Origin of the sequence: Pseudonocardia sp. (assembly GCF_050250275.1) — a bacterium.
In the GTDB taxonomy this organism is placed as follows: Bacteria; Actinomycetota; Actinomycetes; order Mycobacteriales; family Pseudonocardiaceae; genus Pseudonocardia.
Genome location: NZ_JBFWOY010000033.1, coordinates 1 through 14,963, shown reverse-complemented (window position 1 = coordinate 14,963; position 14,963 = coordinate 1). Strand labels below are relative to the sequence as shown.

The 14,963-nt window shown below is 72.1% G+C and carries 15 protein-coding genes; 10 read left to right on the top strand and 5 right to left on the bottom strand.

All coding sequences use genetic code 11. The features are described from left to right. Positions 1-56 precede the first annotated feature (56 nt). From AB7F12_RS25315 to AB7F12_RS25295, 5 genes are all read right to left on the bottom strand, one after another. The gene (locus AB7F12_RS25315; RefSeq protein ID WP_428500430.1) at positions 57-1,751 is read right to left on the bottom strand and encodes a thiamine pyrophosphate-requiring protein; all 1,695 of its coding nucleotides are present in this window, start codon (positions 1,749-1,751) and stop codon (positions 57-59) included. After that, entirely contained in the window at positions 1,748-2,023 is a 276-nt protein-coding gene (locus AB7F12_RS25310; protein ID WP_428500429.1) for a muconolactone Delta-isomerase family protein, read from the bottom strand. Before AB7F12_RS25310 ends, AB7F12_RS25315 begins: the two co-directional genes overlap by 4 nt. 21 nt (positions 2,024-2,044) lie before the next feature. Continuing rightward, positions 2,045-2,767: an alpha/beta fold hydrolase gene (locus tag AB7F12_RS25305; RefSeq protein WP_428500428.1), complete on the bottom strand. Its 723-nt coding sequence runs from the start codon at positions 2,765-2,767 to the stop codon at positions 2,045-2,047. A gap of 7 nt (positions 2,768-2,774) precedes the next feature. Then, on the bottom strand, positions 2,775-3,917 hold the full coding sequence (locus tag AB7F12_RS25300) for a cobalamin-independent methionine synthase II family protein (RefSeq protein WP_428500427.1): 1,143 nt from the start codon (positions 3,915-3,917) through the stop codon (positions 2,775-2,777). 78 nt (positions 3,918-3,995) lie between these two features. Further along, positions 3,996-4,679 carry a GntR family transcriptional regulator gene (locus AB7F12_RS25295; protein WP_428500426.1) on the bottom strand — a complete coding sequence of 228 codons (684 nt, stop codon included), beginning with the start codon at positions 4,677-4,679 and terminating at the stop codon, positions 3,996-3,998. Positions 4,680-4,926: 247 nt separating this feature from the next. On the opposite strand from AB7F12_RS25295, the gene AB7F12_RS25290 reads away from it, so the two are divergent. The 10 genes from AB7F12_RS25290 to AB7F12_RS25245 all read left to right on the top strand — a co-directional run. Next, a complete protein-coding gene (locus AB7F12_RS25290) occupies positions 4,927-5,670 on the top strand; it encodes a PIG-L deacetylase family protein (protein WP_428500425.1) in 744 nt (247 codons plus the stop codon). After that, positions 5,667-6,362: a 4-carboxy-4-hydroxy-2-oxoadipate aldolase/oxaloacetate decarboxylase gene (locus tag AB7F12_RS25285; protein WP_428500424.1), complete on the top strand. Its 696-nt coding sequence runs from the start codon at positions 5,667-5,669 to the stop codon at positions 6,360-6,362. The genes AB7F12_RS25290 and AB7F12_RS25285 overlap by 4 nt, the downstream gene beginning before the upstream one ends. A 78-nt stretch (positions 6,363-6,440) precedes the next feature. Beyond that, the gene (locus AB7F12_RS25280) at positions 6,441-7,796 is read left to right on the top strand and encodes a Rieske 2Fe-2S domain-containing protein (RefSeq protein WP_428500423.1); all 1,356 of its coding nucleotides are present in this window, start codon (positions 6,441-6,443) and stop codon (positions 7,794-7,796) included. 166 nt (positions 7,797-7,962) lie between these two features. Next, complete coding sequence (locus AB7F12_RS25275; RefSeq protein WP_428500422.1) at positions 7,963-9,588, top strand: ABC transporter substrate-binding protein; 1,626 nt, start codon at positions 7,963-7,965, stop codon at positions 9,586-9,588. 28 nt (positions 9,589-9,616) lie between these two features. After that, positions 9,617-9,961 (top strand): ferredoxin, encoded by a 345-nt coding sequence (gene fdxA, locus AB7F12_RS25270; RefSeq protein ID WP_428500421.1) that lies wholly within the window; start codon positions 9,617-9,619, stop codon positions 9,959-9,961. A 7-nt stretch (positions 9,962-9,968) separates the two neighbouring features. Next, positions 9,969-11,012 carry an ABC transporter permease gene (locus AB7F12_RS25265; RefSeq protein ID WP_428500420.1) on the top strand — a complete coding sequence of 348 codons (1,044 nt, stop codon included), beginning with the start codon at positions 9,969-9,971 and terminating at the stop codon, positions 11,010-11,012. After that, positions 11,005-11,973: an ABC transporter permease gene (locus AB7F12_RS25260; RefSeq protein ID WP_428500419.1), complete on the top strand. Its 969-nt coding sequence runs from the start codon at positions 11,005-11,007 to the stop codon at positions 11,971-11,973. The genes AB7F12_RS25265 and AB7F12_RS25260 overlap by 8 nt, the downstream gene beginning before the upstream one ends. After that, positions 11,973-13,133 carry an ABC transporter ATP-binding protein gene (locus AB7F12_RS25255; RefSeq protein WP_428500418.1) on the top strand — a complete coding sequence of 387 codons (1,161 nt, stop codon included), beginning with the start codon at positions 11,973-11,975 and terminating at the stop codon, positions 13,131-13,133. Before AB7F12_RS25260 ends, AB7F12_RS25255 begins: the two co-directional genes overlap by 1 nt. After that, entirely contained in the window at positions 13,130-14,200 is a 1,071-nt protein-coding gene (locus tag AB7F12_RS25250; protein WP_428500417.1) for an ABC transporter ATP-binding protein, read from the top strand. The genes AB7F12_RS25255 and AB7F12_RS25250 overlap by 4 nt, the downstream gene beginning before the upstream one ends. Before the next feature lie 113 nt (positions 14,201-14,313). Further along, a partial coding sequence (locus tag AB7F12_RS25245; RefSeq protein ID WP_428516904.1) for an MFS transporter occupies positions 14,314-14,963 on the top strand: 650 nt, incomplete at its 3' end.

Here is a 14,963-nt window from a genome sequence, read left to right as displayed (position 1 = left end):
TCCAACAGCGCCGGTGCGCGGCGATGGTCGCCATAGCGACCATCGCCACTCCCGGGCTAGGAGCATTCGACGTTGACGAGGGCCTGGCGGCCCTCCTCGCGCACCACCCGCAGCGCTGCCTCCAGGGCCGGGACCAGCTCGGCGCGGGAGCGGACGCGGACCCCGAACCCGCCGGAGGCCTCGGCGTAGGTCTCGAAGGCCGGGACCGGGTCGAGCCGGGCCAGCGGGGAGAGGTCGGCCGAGGCGGCGGCGTGCCCGTCCGGGTGCACCTTCAGCGCCGAGGCCTGCACGGCGCCCCAGTGGTCGTTGCTGCACACGACCGTCAGCACCGGGAGCCCGTGCATCGCCATGGCCTGGTGGCAGGCGGCCGGGTTGGCGAACAGGTAGGCGCCGTCGCCGAGCGTCGAGACCACCGTGGCGTCGGGTCGGGCGAGCTTGACCCCGATCGCCGCGGGCAGCCCCCAGCCGAGCCCGCCGGCGGGCGGGGTGCCCAGGTAGGAGCCGGGGACGGTCGGGGCGAGGACCTCGGCCTGCGCCCAGTACTCGTTGACGACGATCGTGTCCGGCCCGACGACAGCGGCGAGCGCGGCGTTCATCGTGGCCTTGGTGATCGGCGCGTCGGAGGTCGCGGCCTCGGCGTCCAGGAGCGCCTGCCGGCGGGTCCGCCACCGCCCGCCCAGCTCCTCGATCCGCGACGTGCGGCCGGTGTCGATCCGGTCGGCGCGGGCCTGCAGCGCCGGCCCGAGCGCGGCGAGCAGCGGGCCGCAGGCCGCGGTGATCGTCAGGTCGGAGCGGTGCGAGCGGATCGGGTAGCGGCCGAAGTGCGGGTCGGGCCCGACCTGCACGACGACGGCGTCGTCGGCGGGGGAGACCGCGGCGGGCAGCCACGGCACGTCGAGGTCGAGGGTGACGACGACGTCGGCGTCGGCGAGTACCTCGCCGGGCCGGTAGCCCAGGTGCATGGGGTGGTCGGCGGGCATGCTGACGTGGCGCGGTCCGCTCTCCACGACGCCGATCCCGTAGCGGCCCGCCAGCTCGGCCAGCGCCGCGACACACGAGTGGTCGGCGCCCGAGTCGCCGGTGACGACCAGTGGGAACCGGGCCGTCGCCAGGTGCTCGGCGAGGGTGTCGACGGCGGCCGGGTCGGGATGGGCGCGCGTCGGTACCGGGGCCGCGGCCGGCGCGGGCGCGGCGAAGGTCGGCGCGGCCAGCACCTCGCGCGGCAGCGACAGGTAGACCGGGCCGGGCGGGTCGGTGCGGGCCCGGTCGAGCGCCCGGTCGACGACCTCGCGGACCTGGGCCCCGTCGCGCAGCTCGTAGTCCCACTTGACCAGCTCGCGCAGCATCCCGGCCTGGTCGAACATCTCCTGTGCCCAGTGGATGCCGTAGTCGCGCGAGCCCAGGATGCCGCTCTCGAACAGCGGGGTGCGTCCGGCTGACAGCAGGACCGGCACCCGGGCGCTGGCGGCGTTGGACACCGCGCAGACGGCGTTGGCCGACCCGACGCTGGTGTGCAGCATGACGGCCTGCACCCGGCCGTCGCCCAGGTAGGAACCGTGGGCCATCGACACCGCGAGGTTCTCGTGCGAGCACACGACCACCTCGGGCAGCGCCAGCCCCGACTCCTTCTGCCGAGCGTAGGCCTCGACGATCGTCGCGAAGTCGGTGCCCGCGTTCACGAACAGCCGGTCGACGCCGCGCTCGCGCAGGGCGACGAGGTAGGCCTCCGCGACGGTCTCGGGGGCGCTCACTGTTCCTGCGGGTGGGTCGCGACGGCCTCGACGGTGATGTCCATCCACGGGAACATCGGCAGCGACGCGAGGACGTCGTGCAGTTCGGTGGCGTCGGCGACCTCGTAGAGCCCGATCGTCGCGTTGCGCCCGGGGACCCGCCACAGCCGTTTGAGGTTGCCCGCGGCGCGCAGCTCGTCGGCGCGGGCGCGCTCGCCCTTCTTCAGCCGGGCACGCTCCTCCTCCGGGGTGTCGGCGGGCAGCCTGTTCTCGGCCCGGACCAGGAACTCCATCGTTGGTTCGCCTCCAGAGAGCTATGCCGCGGCGGCGGTCGCCGGCGCCGCCGAGAGCAGGGACTTGGCCAGTGCCTCGGGCGCGGTGACCATCGCCTCGTGGCCGGTCGGGATGGTGGAGACGGGCCAGCCGGCCGCCTCGGCACGGGCGGCGTGCGCGGCGAAGGCCCGCATCCAGTCGGTGCACTCGACGAAGTGCGCGGGGACGTCGGCGTGGTCGCCGGTGAGCTCGAGGCGCTGGGTGTAGGTGCGCCACGGGTGCGGGGTGAGCCGCGGCGAGAGCCACGACAGGTCGGCGTCGTCGGTGACGCCGAGGACGTGCAGGGAGCGCGGCGGGATCAGCCATCCGAATCCGGCCGTGGCGACCGACTCGCGGTAGTGCACCGCGACCTCCTCGGGGAGCAGGTCGATCGCGGCGTCACCGTCGCCGCCGACGAACGCGTCGAGGTAGACGCGCAGGGCGAGGCGGCCCGGGCGGCGGTCGGCGACCCCGGTCACGACCTGCCCCGCGTAGCTGTGCCCGACGAGGATCGTGTCGTGGCAGTCCTCGGCGTCCAGCAGCGCGACGACGTCCTGGATGTGGGTGTCGAGCCCGACGGCGGGGCTGAGCAGGTGGGCGCGCTCGCTGAGCCCCGTGAAGGTCGGCGTGAGCACGTCGTGCCCCGCCTCGCGCAGGTAGGGCTCGACGCGCCGCCACACCCATCCGCCGTGCCAGGCTCCGTGCAGGAGTACGAACGTGCTCACGCGGTGATCACCAGAGTTTCCCGGTCGCGATCTCGGCGCCCCGGACGAGGGAGCGCATCTTCTCCCACGCGAGCTCGACGACGACGCCGCCCCAGCCCGCGAAGGTGCCGAACCCGCAGTCCGTGCCCGCCATCACCCGCTCGCGACCGACGATGTCGGTGTAGCGCAGGATGCGTTCGGCGACGAGGCCCGGATGTTCGACGAAGTTGGTGGTGGTGTCGATGACCCCCGGGCAGAACACCTTGTCGTCGGGGATCTTCGCGGCCGCCCAACCGGCCCAGTCGTGGCCGTGGCGGGGGTTGGCGGCCTCGCACAGCAGGGTTGCGGGCTTCGCGCTCAGCACGACGTCGGCGATCTTCTCGACCTCGATGTCGAACGTGTGCGGACCCTCGTAGTTGCCCCAGCACAGGTGCATGCGCGCCTTCTCGGCGGGCACGTCGCGCAGGGCGTGGTTGAGCACCTCGACCTGCACCTCGGCGCGCCTGAGGAAGTCGGCGTCGGACAGGTCCTTGAACTTGTTGTGCCGGCCCATGCCGAGGTCGGGCGCGTCGATCTGCAGGTCGAACCCGGCCGCGACGATCGCGTCGTACTCGGTCTTCATCGTCTCGGCGATCGCGGTCAGGTACGAGTCCTCGTCGGGATAGAACTCGTTGGGCTGGAACAGGGCGACGATCCCCGGTGAGGGGGCGTTCATGAACCCGCCCGTGACCCCGGCGCCGTCGACGGCGGCGGCGAGGTTGGCGAGGTCGGTGTCGAGCGGGCCGCGGTCGACGTAGGCGAGCTCGGCGCGGCAGATCGGGCGCAGGTAGGCGACGGTGTCGCCGGAGGCGTGCAGGCGGTCGCGGTAGCCGGGGTACTCGTCCAGGTCGGCGGGGGTGGCCCGGGGTGCGTCGCCGATCTCGAAGCCGGAGATGCGGTGGCGCAGGTAGGTGGCGTAGCCGATCTTGCTCATCTCGCCGTCGGACACGACGTCGATCCCGACCGCGGCCTGTCGGCGCACCTGGTCGCGAACCGAGTCGCGCACCGCGGCGGCGAGCTGCTGCTGGTCGACGTCCTCGCCGCGGTCGTCGGCGTTGAGCAGGTCGAGCAGGTGCTCGGGCCGGGGGAGGCTACCGACGTGCGTGGTCAGGATCCGATCGGTCTGGGGCATCCTTGCTCCTGTCGTCGATCTGGTTGTCCGGTGTGCCGGGTACGACGGGCGGGGACGGTCCGGCCCCCGCCCGCCCGGTCACCACTGGTGCAGGTTCGCGTCCAGCTGCTGGAGGGCGTCGACGACGCTCATCAGGTGCGCGCGCATGGTCTGCTCGGCGCGGTCGGCGTCGCCGGAGCACACGCTCTCGATGACCTCGATGTGCTCGCGCATGCCGACGGCCGGCCGGCCGGGCAGGAGCGCGACGGTGTAGTGGTAGCGCACGCTCTGGGTGCGCAGCCGGTCGAGCATGAGGCCCGCGGTCTCGTGCCGGGAGATCTCGCGCACGGCGCGGTGCACCTCCTGGTTCACGCGCGTGTAGGCCATGACGTCGCCGCCGTCGACGGCGGCGCGCAGCTCGTCGCTGAGTGCGCGCAGGCGCTTCTTCTCGTCGGTGGTGATGCGCTGGGCCGCCTTGGCCGCGCAGAGGCCCTCGACGACGGCGCGTGCCTCGGTGATCTCGACGGCCTCGTCGAGGGAGATGGGGCGGACGCGGGCACCGCGGTTGCGTTCGCGCAGCACGATTCCCTCGCTCTCCAGCTGGGCCAGCGCGGTGCGCACGGCGCCGCGGGAGGCCTGGTAGAGCGAGACCAGATCGGCCTCCGGAAGGCGTTGGCCGGGCGCGTATCGGCCCTGCATGATGCCGTCGCGGACGGCCGTGACGACTCCGTCGACCGTTGCGGTCGACGGAGCGTCGGACGCCGTCTCGTAGCTCGCGGCCATGCGGTTCCCCCTGGGTCGGAGCCCGGTCGGGCTCGGTACCGGGCACACGGTACTCGTAACCAAGATTGTTAACAATCTAGTTGCCACTATCGCGAACACGGGGCTATGGTCCGTGCCACACCGAATGGCGACAAGCCCGCCGGCGGGGGTCCCCCGCCAGGCCGCGGCCGGCACGCGGACGCGGCCCGTGGCGGACCCGGGAGCGGTACGGCGGCACGCACAACTGCACGTCGGGGAGAGGACGTCGATGAGGACTTCCGTCGAGAGCGGCGGACCACGCGTCGTGGTCGTGAGCGCCCACGCAGCGGACTTCGTGTGGCGCGCGGGCGGGGCCATCGCCCGCACCGTGGAGGACGGCGGATCGGCCACGGTCCTGTGCCTGAGCTACGGGGAACGCGGCGAGTCCGCCGCCCTGTGGCGCGAGCCGGGGGCGACACTCGAGACCGTCAAGGCCGCCCGGCACCAGGAGGCGACCAACGCCGCCGAGACCCTGGGCGCCGACATCGAGTTCCTCGACGCGGGCGACTACCCGCTGCGGGTCACCGACGCGGTGCTCGACGCCGTCGTCGCCCTGTTCCGCCGGACCCAGCCCGAGGTGATCCTCACCCACGCGGCGCGCGACCCCTACAACCTCGACCACGCGCTCACCCACGAGCTCGTGCTGCGGGCACGGATGGTCGCCCAGGCCCACGGCCTGCCCGACCGCGAGACGAAGCCGCTCGGGGCCGCGCAGGTGCTGGCGTTCGAGCCGCACCAGCCCGAACAGTGCGACTTCACGCCCGACCACCTCCTCGACATCACCTCGGTGTTCGAGAAGAAGCACGCCGCGATGACGTGCATGGGCGGCGCCCAGGGCCACCTCGTCGACTACTACGTCGACCTCGCGACCCGGCGCGGCGTCCAGGCCGTGCGCAACGGCGCACCGAAGTCGGTCGCCCACGCCGAGGCCTACATGCGCACCTTCCCGACGGTCGGAAGCAGCGTCCGGTGAGCCGCCACGTCGTGGTTCGCTCCTCGGCCGCACCCGACGCGGCGGCCGTGAAGGAACTGCGCGCCCAGGGAGTGGCCACCGTGCACGAGGCCCAGGGCCGGCGCGGCCTGCTCGACCCGCGCGTCGAGCCCCGCCAGCAGGGCGCCGCGATCGCCGGCCGCGCCGTCACCGTGCTCTCCCACCCCGGCGACAACCTGATGATCCACGCCGCCGTCGAGCAGTGCGAACCCGGCGACGTCCTCGTCGTCACCACGACCTCCGACTCCACCGACGGCATGTTCGGCGAGCTGCTCGCCGTCTCACTGGCCGCCCGCGGCGTCGTCGGCCTCGTCACCGGCGCCGGCGTCCGCGACACCGCGGAGCTGCGCGCCATGGGCTTCCCCGTCTGGTCCCGCGCGGTCAGCGCCCAGGGCACCGTCAAGAACAGCCCCGGGTCGGTCAACGTGCCGATCGTCGTCGCCGGCGCCCGCGTCGAGCCCGGCGACGTGATCGTGGCCGACGACGACGGCGTCGTCGTCGTCGCCCGCGAGGAGGCCCCCGACGTCGCCGCTGCCGGCAACGCCCGGCTGCGTTCCGAGGAGGAGAAGCGGGCCCGCTTCGCCGCGGGCGAGCTGGGCCTGGACATGTACGGCCTGCGCGCCGACCTCGAGCGCCTCGGCGTCACCTACACCGACGCCGCGCCCGGCTCCTGACGACCGGCCGGCCACCCGCGACCCGCGGACGACCGGCCCCACCACCGGCCGACCACCGATCCGGAAAGAAGGACGACGATGCTGTCAGCGGAGGACAACGACCTCATGTGCCGGGTCGGTCCCGGCACGCCCATGGGCGACCTGCTGCGCCGCTACTGGACCCCGGCCCTGCTCGTCAGCGAGGCGCCCACCCCCGACGGCGACCCCGTCCGGGTCCGCCTGCTCGGCGAGGACCTGGTCGCGTTCCGAGACACCGACGGGAAGGTCGGCCTGATCCAGGAGAACTGCCCGCACCGCGGCGCCTCGCTGTGGTTCGGCCGCAACGAGGAGTGCGGGCTGCGCTGCCCGTACCACGGCTGGAAGTTCGACCGCGACGGCAACTGCGTCGACATGCCCAGCGAGCCGCCGCAGAGCGTCTTCAAGGACAAGGTCAAGATCACCAGCTACCCGACGCACGAGTCCGGCGGCGTCGTGTGGACCTACATGGGCCCGCGCGAGCAGATGACGCCCTTCCGCGACTTCGGCACCGAGACCCTGGCCCCCGAGCACGTGTCGGCCACCAAGCTGCACACCACCTGCAACTGGGTGCAGGCGATGGAGGGCAACCTCGACACCTCCCACATCTCGTGGCTGCACCAGTTCCAGGCCGTCCCCGACATCCCCGACGACGGCAGCGACAAGCCCGGCTACCCCTCGAACCCGCAGTCCTGGAAGTTCTGGCTGCACGACCGCGCACCGCGGCTGGAGATCGAGGACACCTGGTACGGGTTCAAGTACGTCGGTGTGCGGACCACGCCCAACGGCCACAAGCACGTCCGGATGAGCGCGTTCTGCTTCCCGTACATCACCGCGATCGCCACCGTCCCGTGGGGCTGCCGGCTCGGCATCTTCGTCCCGATCGACGACGAGAACTGCTGGCGCTACAGCATCACCACCCGTGAGGTGATCAACCCGCGCGACATCGGCGGCCCCAACCTGTTCTCGGTGAGCCCGTTCAAGTTCGGCCGTGCCGAGGTCAACGGCAACGGCATCATCCCGCGCGAGTACACCGCGGAGAACGACTACGGCATCGACCGCGACCACCAGCGGGACTTCAGCTTCTCCGGGGTCGCCGAGTTCGTCAGCCAGGACCTGATGGTCACCGAGTCGATGGGCCCGATCTACGACCGCACCCAGGAGCGCCTCGGCACCTCCGACAAGGCGATCATCCGGATGCGCCGCCAGCTCATCGCGGCCGCGAAGAAGGTCCGCGAGGGCGGGGAGGCGCCCGCCGTGGCCGGGGACCTCGACTACCGCAGCATCCGGTCGGCCGAGAAGATCCTCGACACCGACGAGGACTGGCGCATCCTCGGTACCAACGAGGACCCGACGGTCATCGAGATGGACGTCGACGGCATCCGCGACCGCGACCCGCTGCCCTCGGCAGGCACCTGACCGCGGACGGGGGCGCCCGGTCCCCGGCCCGGCCCACGTGCCGGCGCCCCCGTTCCCCGGATCCGGACCGGCGGCCCGCGCAGGCCGCGGCCGCCCCGGCGAGCCCCCCTTCTTGCACCACCCGACCCCGCGCGCGGTGCGCGCGACGAACTCGATGGAGAGTCACATGCGGATCCGTCCCGCACGGACCCGGTCGGCCGGGAGAGTCGTCACGATCCTCGTGGCGCTGCTCGGCATGCTGGCCGTCGCCGCCTGTGGTGCGGCCGGCGGCGGCAAGCCCAACAACGGCGGTCCGATCGCCGCGGTGAACCCCTACGGCTCCGACCTCGCGGCCGAGGGCACACCGAAGAACGGCGGGACCCTCGTCCTGGGCATGGACCGCGAGATCGTGAGCTACGACCCGACGGTCCAGAACTCGAACATGGCCGCGATGGCCGTCTACGACTCCCTGATGAAGCTGACCCCCGGCGGCAAGTTCGAGCCGTTCATGGCCAAGTCCATGACCTCGCCCGACCAGGGCAGGACCTGGGACCTCGCACTGCGTCCCGAGGTGACGTTCTCCGACGGCACCCCGCTCGACGCCCAGGCCGTCATCACCAACGTGCAGCGCCACATCGACAAGGTGTCCTCGCCCGCGCACGCCTACGCCGCGCAGATCGCGTCGATGACCGCGACCGACCCGTACACGGTGCGCTTCGCGCTGAAGGCCCCGCTCGGCGTGTTCCCGACGGTGTTCGCCCAGCCCATCACCTACGGCAGCCTGGGGCTCATCGTGTCGCCCGCGGCGCTGCAGAAGTACGGCACCGACATCGGCCGCCACCCCGTCGGCGCCGGGCCGTTCACCTTCGTCGAGTGGATCCCCGACTCGCACGCCACGTTCCAGAAGAACCCGACGTACTGGCAGCAGGGCCTGCCGCACCTGGACAAGCTGGAGTTCCGGCCGATCCCCGACACCGACTCGCGGCTCGCCTCGATCCAGAACGGCGACGTCGACGTCGCGTTCGGCGGCTACAGCCAGGAGCTCGTGCCCGCGCTGAACAACCCGAACCTGAAGGTCTACTACGGCCCCGGCAACGCGGGGGAGTACCTGTACTTCAACTTCGCCAAGGCGCCCTTCGACGACCGGCGCATGCGCGAGGCCGTCATCCGCGGCTTCGACCTCAACGCACTCGGCGCGAGCCAGTACAACAACCGGCTCGTCACCGCGAAGAGCCTGTTCGAGGAGGCCAGTCCCTACCACACCGACGCCGCCTCCCAGGAGTGGCCGGCCTACGACCCGGCCAAGGCGAAGGCGCTGGTCGACGAGTACAAGGCCGCCGGCGGCAACCCGACCTTCACGTTCAAGACGACGACCGCGCGCCGGGCGATGGGCGAGTTCATCCAGGCGCAGATGGCCGCCATCGGCATCACCATCGACGTCCAGTACTACGACCTGGCGCAGTTCTCGTCGAAGGTCGTGCAGAGCAACGACTTCCAGCTCACGACATGGGTCGGCGGGTTCGACTCGGCCTACCCGGGCGCCGTGCGGCTGCTGCACACCGGCGGCAACACCAACTACGGCAAGTACTCCAACCCGCAGGTCGACCAGCTGCTCGACCAGGCCGCCGCGACCAGCGACGACACCACCCGTACGCAGGCCTACCAGCAGGTCGAGTCGATCGTCGGCAAGGACCTGCCCGTGGCGTTCTTCAGCCGCAGCTACCTGTCGACCATCACGAAGCCGCAGGTCAAGGGCATCGACCGGTACACCTCGCGCGACATGTTCTACGCGAACACCTGGGTCGACCGGTGACCGCGCACGAGCCGAGAGGAGTGCGGTGATGACGTACCTGATCGCGGAGCCGTGCACCGACCTGATGGACCGCAGCTGCGTCGAGGTCTGCCCCGTCGACTGCATCTACCAGGGCGGCCGCAAGCTCTACATCAACCCGGCCGAGTGCATCGAGTGCGGCGCGTGCGAACCGGAGTGCCCGGTCGACGCGATCGTGCTCGAGCAGGAGCTCACCGACGACCAACGCCCCCACCTGGCCGACAACGCCGCCTTCTTCTACGACACCCTCCCCGGCCGGGACGCCCCACTGGGCGACCCCGGCGGGGCGGGCACGGTAGGACCCGTCGACATCGACACCCCGCTGGTCGCAGCGTTGCCGCCGCGGGAGAGCTGAGGCCGCCATGGCAGAGATGACCATCTCGACACCACCGACCACGGCCGCGCCACCCGGCGAGGCGCAGGGCAAGGCGCCGCGCGGGGGCCGGCGCAAGGCGGCCGTGCGGCGGATCCGGCGACGGCTGGTCCATCTGCTCATCGTGCTGATCGCGGTGACGTTCCTGTCGTTCGTCGTGATCGACCTGCTCCCGGGCGACGCCGCCGTCGTCGTCGCCGGCGACAACGCCACCCCCGCCCAGGTCGCACAGGTGCGCATCGACCTCGGCCTCGACCGGCCCATGATCGTGCGCTACGTCGACTGGCTCGGCGGGGTCGTCACCGGCGACCTCGGCCGGTCCTTCCGGACCGGCCAGCCCGTCACCGAGGCACTCGCCCAGCGCATCCCGGTGACCTTCGAGCTGACGATCATCGCCCAGGTGCTCGCGCTGCTGGTCGCGGTGCCGCTGGCCATCTACTCGGCCTACCGGCCGGGCCGCTTCGTCGACCGCACCTCGATGACCCTGGGCTTCGGCGCCGCCGCCATGCCGCAGTTCGTGTTCGGCATGGTCCTGATCGTGCTGTTCGCCGGTGGGCTCACCAGCATCCTGCCCGCCACCGGGTACACGAGCTTCTTCACCGACCCGCTCGACAACCTGAGAACGATCATCCTGCCCTGCCTGACGCTGATGATCGCGGAGGCGGCCGTCTACCGACAGCTCCTGCGGTCGGACATGATCTCGACGCTGCAGGAGGACTACATCCTGATGGCGCGGTCCAAGGGCCTCGGCCCACGGACCATCCTGCTGCGCCACGCCCTGCGGCCCTCGTCGTTCTCGCTGATCACCCTCTCGGGGGTGAACATCGGGCGGCTCCTGGGCGGGACCGTGATCGTGGAGACGCTCTTCGCGATCCCGGGCCTGGGCCAGATGATCGTGCAGGCGGTGTTCAACCGCGACTACATGCTGCTCCAGGGCGGACTGCTCTTCGTCGCGGTCGCCTACGTCGTGATCAACATGATCATCGACCTGCTCTACCTCGTCCTCGACCCACGGGTGCGCCGCGATGCCTGACATCCCGAAGACGACCACCACCACGAGCTTGGAGAAGGCGGCCGTCGCCGACCGCGACGCCACCGACTCGGAGATCACCTCCGCGGACCTCGACCTCGTCGAGCCCGTCACCGGGGCCACCGCCACCGAGCCGGCCAGGGCCCGCCGCAGGCGCACACCGTACGGCTGGTACCTCGCCTGGTTCTGGATCGCCGCCATCGTGATCTCGGCGATCTTCGCCCCGCTGCTGCCCCTGTGGGACCCCGCCGTCCCCGACTACAACAACGTGTTCGGCGGGATCACCCCGCAGCACTGGCTGGGCGGGGACACCCTCGGCCGCGACAACCTCTCGCGCATCATCTACGGCGCCCGGGCCTCGCTGCTCGTCGGGCTGTGCGCGGTGCTGCTGGGCGCGGTCGTCGGCGGCATCCTCGGCATGGTCGCGGGCTACTTCCGCGGCCGCACCGAACGCGTCCTCGCCCTGATCACCGACGTCGTCCTCGCGTTCCCGGGCCTCGTCCTGATCATCGCCATCGTCGCGATCCTCGGCGCCAGCCTCACCAACCTGATCGTCGGGCTGGCCATCCTGTCGGTGCCGACGTTCATCCGGCTCTCCCGGGCCACGACGCTCGTGGTCACCCAGCGGGAGTTCGTGCAGGCCGCCCGCGCCTACGGATGCCGACCGATGCGGATCATCCTGCGCGAGATCGCGCCCAACGTCGTGATGCCGGTCGCCGCGTACGGCTTCATCATGGTCGGCGTCTTCATCGTCGTGGAGGGCTCGCTGAGCTTCCTCGGCCTGGGCATCCCGCCGCCCACCCCGTCGTGGGGCGGCATGATCGCCGGCGGTCGCACCCAGCTGATCGAGTACCCGCACATCTCGCTGATCCCCGCCGCGGTCATGTTCCTGACCGTGCTGGCCATCAACTACGTCGGCGAGCGGAGCCGCAAGCTGTTCGAGGTCAGGGAGAGCAACCTGTGATGCGCCCGACGACACCCGCCACCGCCACCGCCACGAAGGCCGCCCCGGGCCGCCACGCCCGGCGCGAGGGCTTCGAGGACGGCGCCCTGCTCACCGTCGACGACGTCCACGTCCGCTTCCACACCCGCAACGGGGTCGTGCACGCCGTCGAAGGCGTGTCGCTGCAGCTGTCGGAGGGCGAGGTCCTCGCCGTCGTCGGCGAGTCCGGCTCGGGCAAGACCGTGTTCACCCGCCGCGTCATGGGCCTGATCGCCGGCAGCCGCGACACCGAGGTCTCGGGCACCGTGACCTTCGACGGCATCACGCTGTCCGAGCTCGACGCCAAGGGCCTGTCCACGGTGTGGGGCAAGGAGATCGCGCTGGTCCTGCAGGACCCGATGACCTCACTCAACCCCGTCAAACGGATCGGCGCCCAGATCACCGAGACCCTGATCCTGCACCACAAGCTGTCCAAACAGGACGCGAACGCCCGCGCGGTCGAGCTGCTGCGCTCGGTCGGGCTGTCCGAGCCCGAGCGTCGCGTCCGCCAGTACCCGCACGAGCTCTCCGGCGGGATGCGCCAGCGCGTCACCATCGCGATCGCACTGTCCTGCAGCCCCCGGCTGCTGCTCGCCGACGAGCCCACCACCGCCCTCGACGTCACCGTCCAGGCCCAGATCCTCGACCTCCTCGGCGACCTGCAGTCCCGGCTGGGCATGGCGATGCTCCTGGTCACCCACGACCTGCGCGTCGTGCGCAGCCGCAGCGACCGCATCGCCGTCATGTACGCGGGCCGGATCGTCGAGACCGCGCCGACCAAGGACCTGTTCGACGCGCCCCGGATGCCCTACACCGAGGCGCTGATGAACGCCGTCCCGCCGATCACCGGGCCCAACCACGTCCGGCTCGCCGTCATCCCGGGCCGCCCGCCGGACCTGCTGGCCCCGCCGAAGGGATGCCGGTTCAGCCCGCGCTGCCCCTACGCGCAGGACCGCTGCCTCACCGAGGAGCCGCCGCTGCGCGACGCCGCCGACCTGCCCGGCGGGTCGGCCGTCGAACACTCCTACCGGTGCTGGTACCCGGTGGGGACACCCGAGAACGCCGAGGCGCGCCGGGTCAACGTCGCACGCGGTGAGACCGCCGCCGGGACGCCGGTGACGGGGGAGATGGTGCACGCATGAGCAGCACGACCGACAGCAGCGTCGTCATGGACAAGCCCACGGCCGACCCGCCGACCGACGACGTCGTCCTGCGCCTGGAGGACCTCGTCGTCGAGTTCCCCGCCGGCGCCGGACAGATCGTCCACGCCGTCTCGGGGATCAACCTGGAGGTCCGCCGCGGCGAGACCCTCGGGCTGGTCGGCGAGTCCGGCTGCGGCAAGTCCACCACCGGCCGCGCCATCATGCAGCTGCCCAAGCCCACCAGCGGCGCCGTCCACTTCGACGGCCGCGACCTCGCGTCGCTGTCGGCCGAGGAGGTCCGCAAGCTCCGGCCCAAGCTGCAGATGATCTTCCAGGACCCCATCTCGTCGCTGAACCCGCGGCGGCGGATCCCCGACATCGTCGGCGACCCGCTCGTCGTCTGGGGCCGCGGCGCCGACAAGGCCACGGTCGTCCCCGAGGTGCTGCGCGCCGTCGGGCTCGACCCCGACCAGGTCGCCGACCGGCGCCCCCACCAGTTCTCCGGCGGCCAGTGCCAGCGCGTCTCCATCGCGCGGGCCCTGGTGCTCGAGCCGGAGGTGCTGATCTGCGACGAGCCCGTCTCCGCGCTCGACGTGTCCGTGCAGGCCCAGATCCTCAACCTGCTCGAGGACATGAAGGCCCGATACGGCCTGACGCTGGTGTTCATCGCCCACGACCTGGGCGTCGTCCGCAACATCAGCGACCGCGTCGCCGTCATGTACCTCGGGCGGATCTGCGAGCTCGGGCCCACCGAGGCGCTGTTCGACGCCCCCGTGCACCCCTACACGCGGCTGCTGGTGTCGTCGATCCCGTCGATGGAAGGCGCGCAACGCGGCGAGGTCGGCACCGGCGAGATGCCCTCGCCCGTCTCACCGCCGAGCGGCTGCCGGTTCCGCACCCGGTGCCCGCTGGCCACCGAGCGGTGCGCCGCCGAGGTGCCCGAGATGCGGGAGGTGGCCCGCGGCCGCTTCACCGCCTGCCACCACCCGATCCTCGACACACCGCCCTCGGTGACCGCGGGCGGCCCCTCGACCAACGGGACCGCTCCGGCCCCCGCGGACAGCTGACCGCCGACCGGGCCCGGTCCCTGGGCACGGGACCGGGCCGCACCGCCGCGCGGGGCCACGGCTGGGGCGTCGTCGTCGCCGGCTCCGTACTCCTGCTCGTCCAGACCGGGTGCGTGATCAGCGCGTTCGGCGCCTACCTCGTCGCGATCACCGCGGACACGGGCTGGAGCCCCGGCATCGTCGCCGTCGCGTTCGCGATCATCCAGCTCGGCAACGGCACGATCTCCCCGGTCACCGGCTGGGCCTGCGACCGGTTCGGCACCCGCGCCGTCGCCGCCGTCGGGACCCTGTGCACCGCGGCCGGCTGCGTCATGGTGGCCCACGCCGGCACCGCCGGCGGGTTCATCGGCGCCGTCGTCGTGGTGTCCCTGGGCTGCTCGGCCGCCGGGATCACCCCGCTGACCGTCGCCGTCGTCCAGTCGCTCACCGACCGGCGCACCCTCGCCCTCGGCCTGCTGCCCAGCGGTATCGCGCTCGGCGGGCTGCTCGTCCCCGCCGTGGTGTGGCTGCTCGGCGCCGCGGGCTGGCGCACCGCATTCCTCGTCGTCGCCGCCGTGACGACCGTCGTCGGGCTGGTCGCATGCCTGTGGCTGCCGGGGCCGCTCGCCCCACGGCGTGGCCTGCGGCGCCGGGTTGCCGTTGCCCCCGCGGACGCCGTCGTGAAGGAACCCGAGCCGCCCACCGGACCCGACATGGACCTGCGCGCCGCCGTCCGCACCTCGGCGTTCTGGCTGCTGATCGTCGGGCACGGATGCGCGCTAGT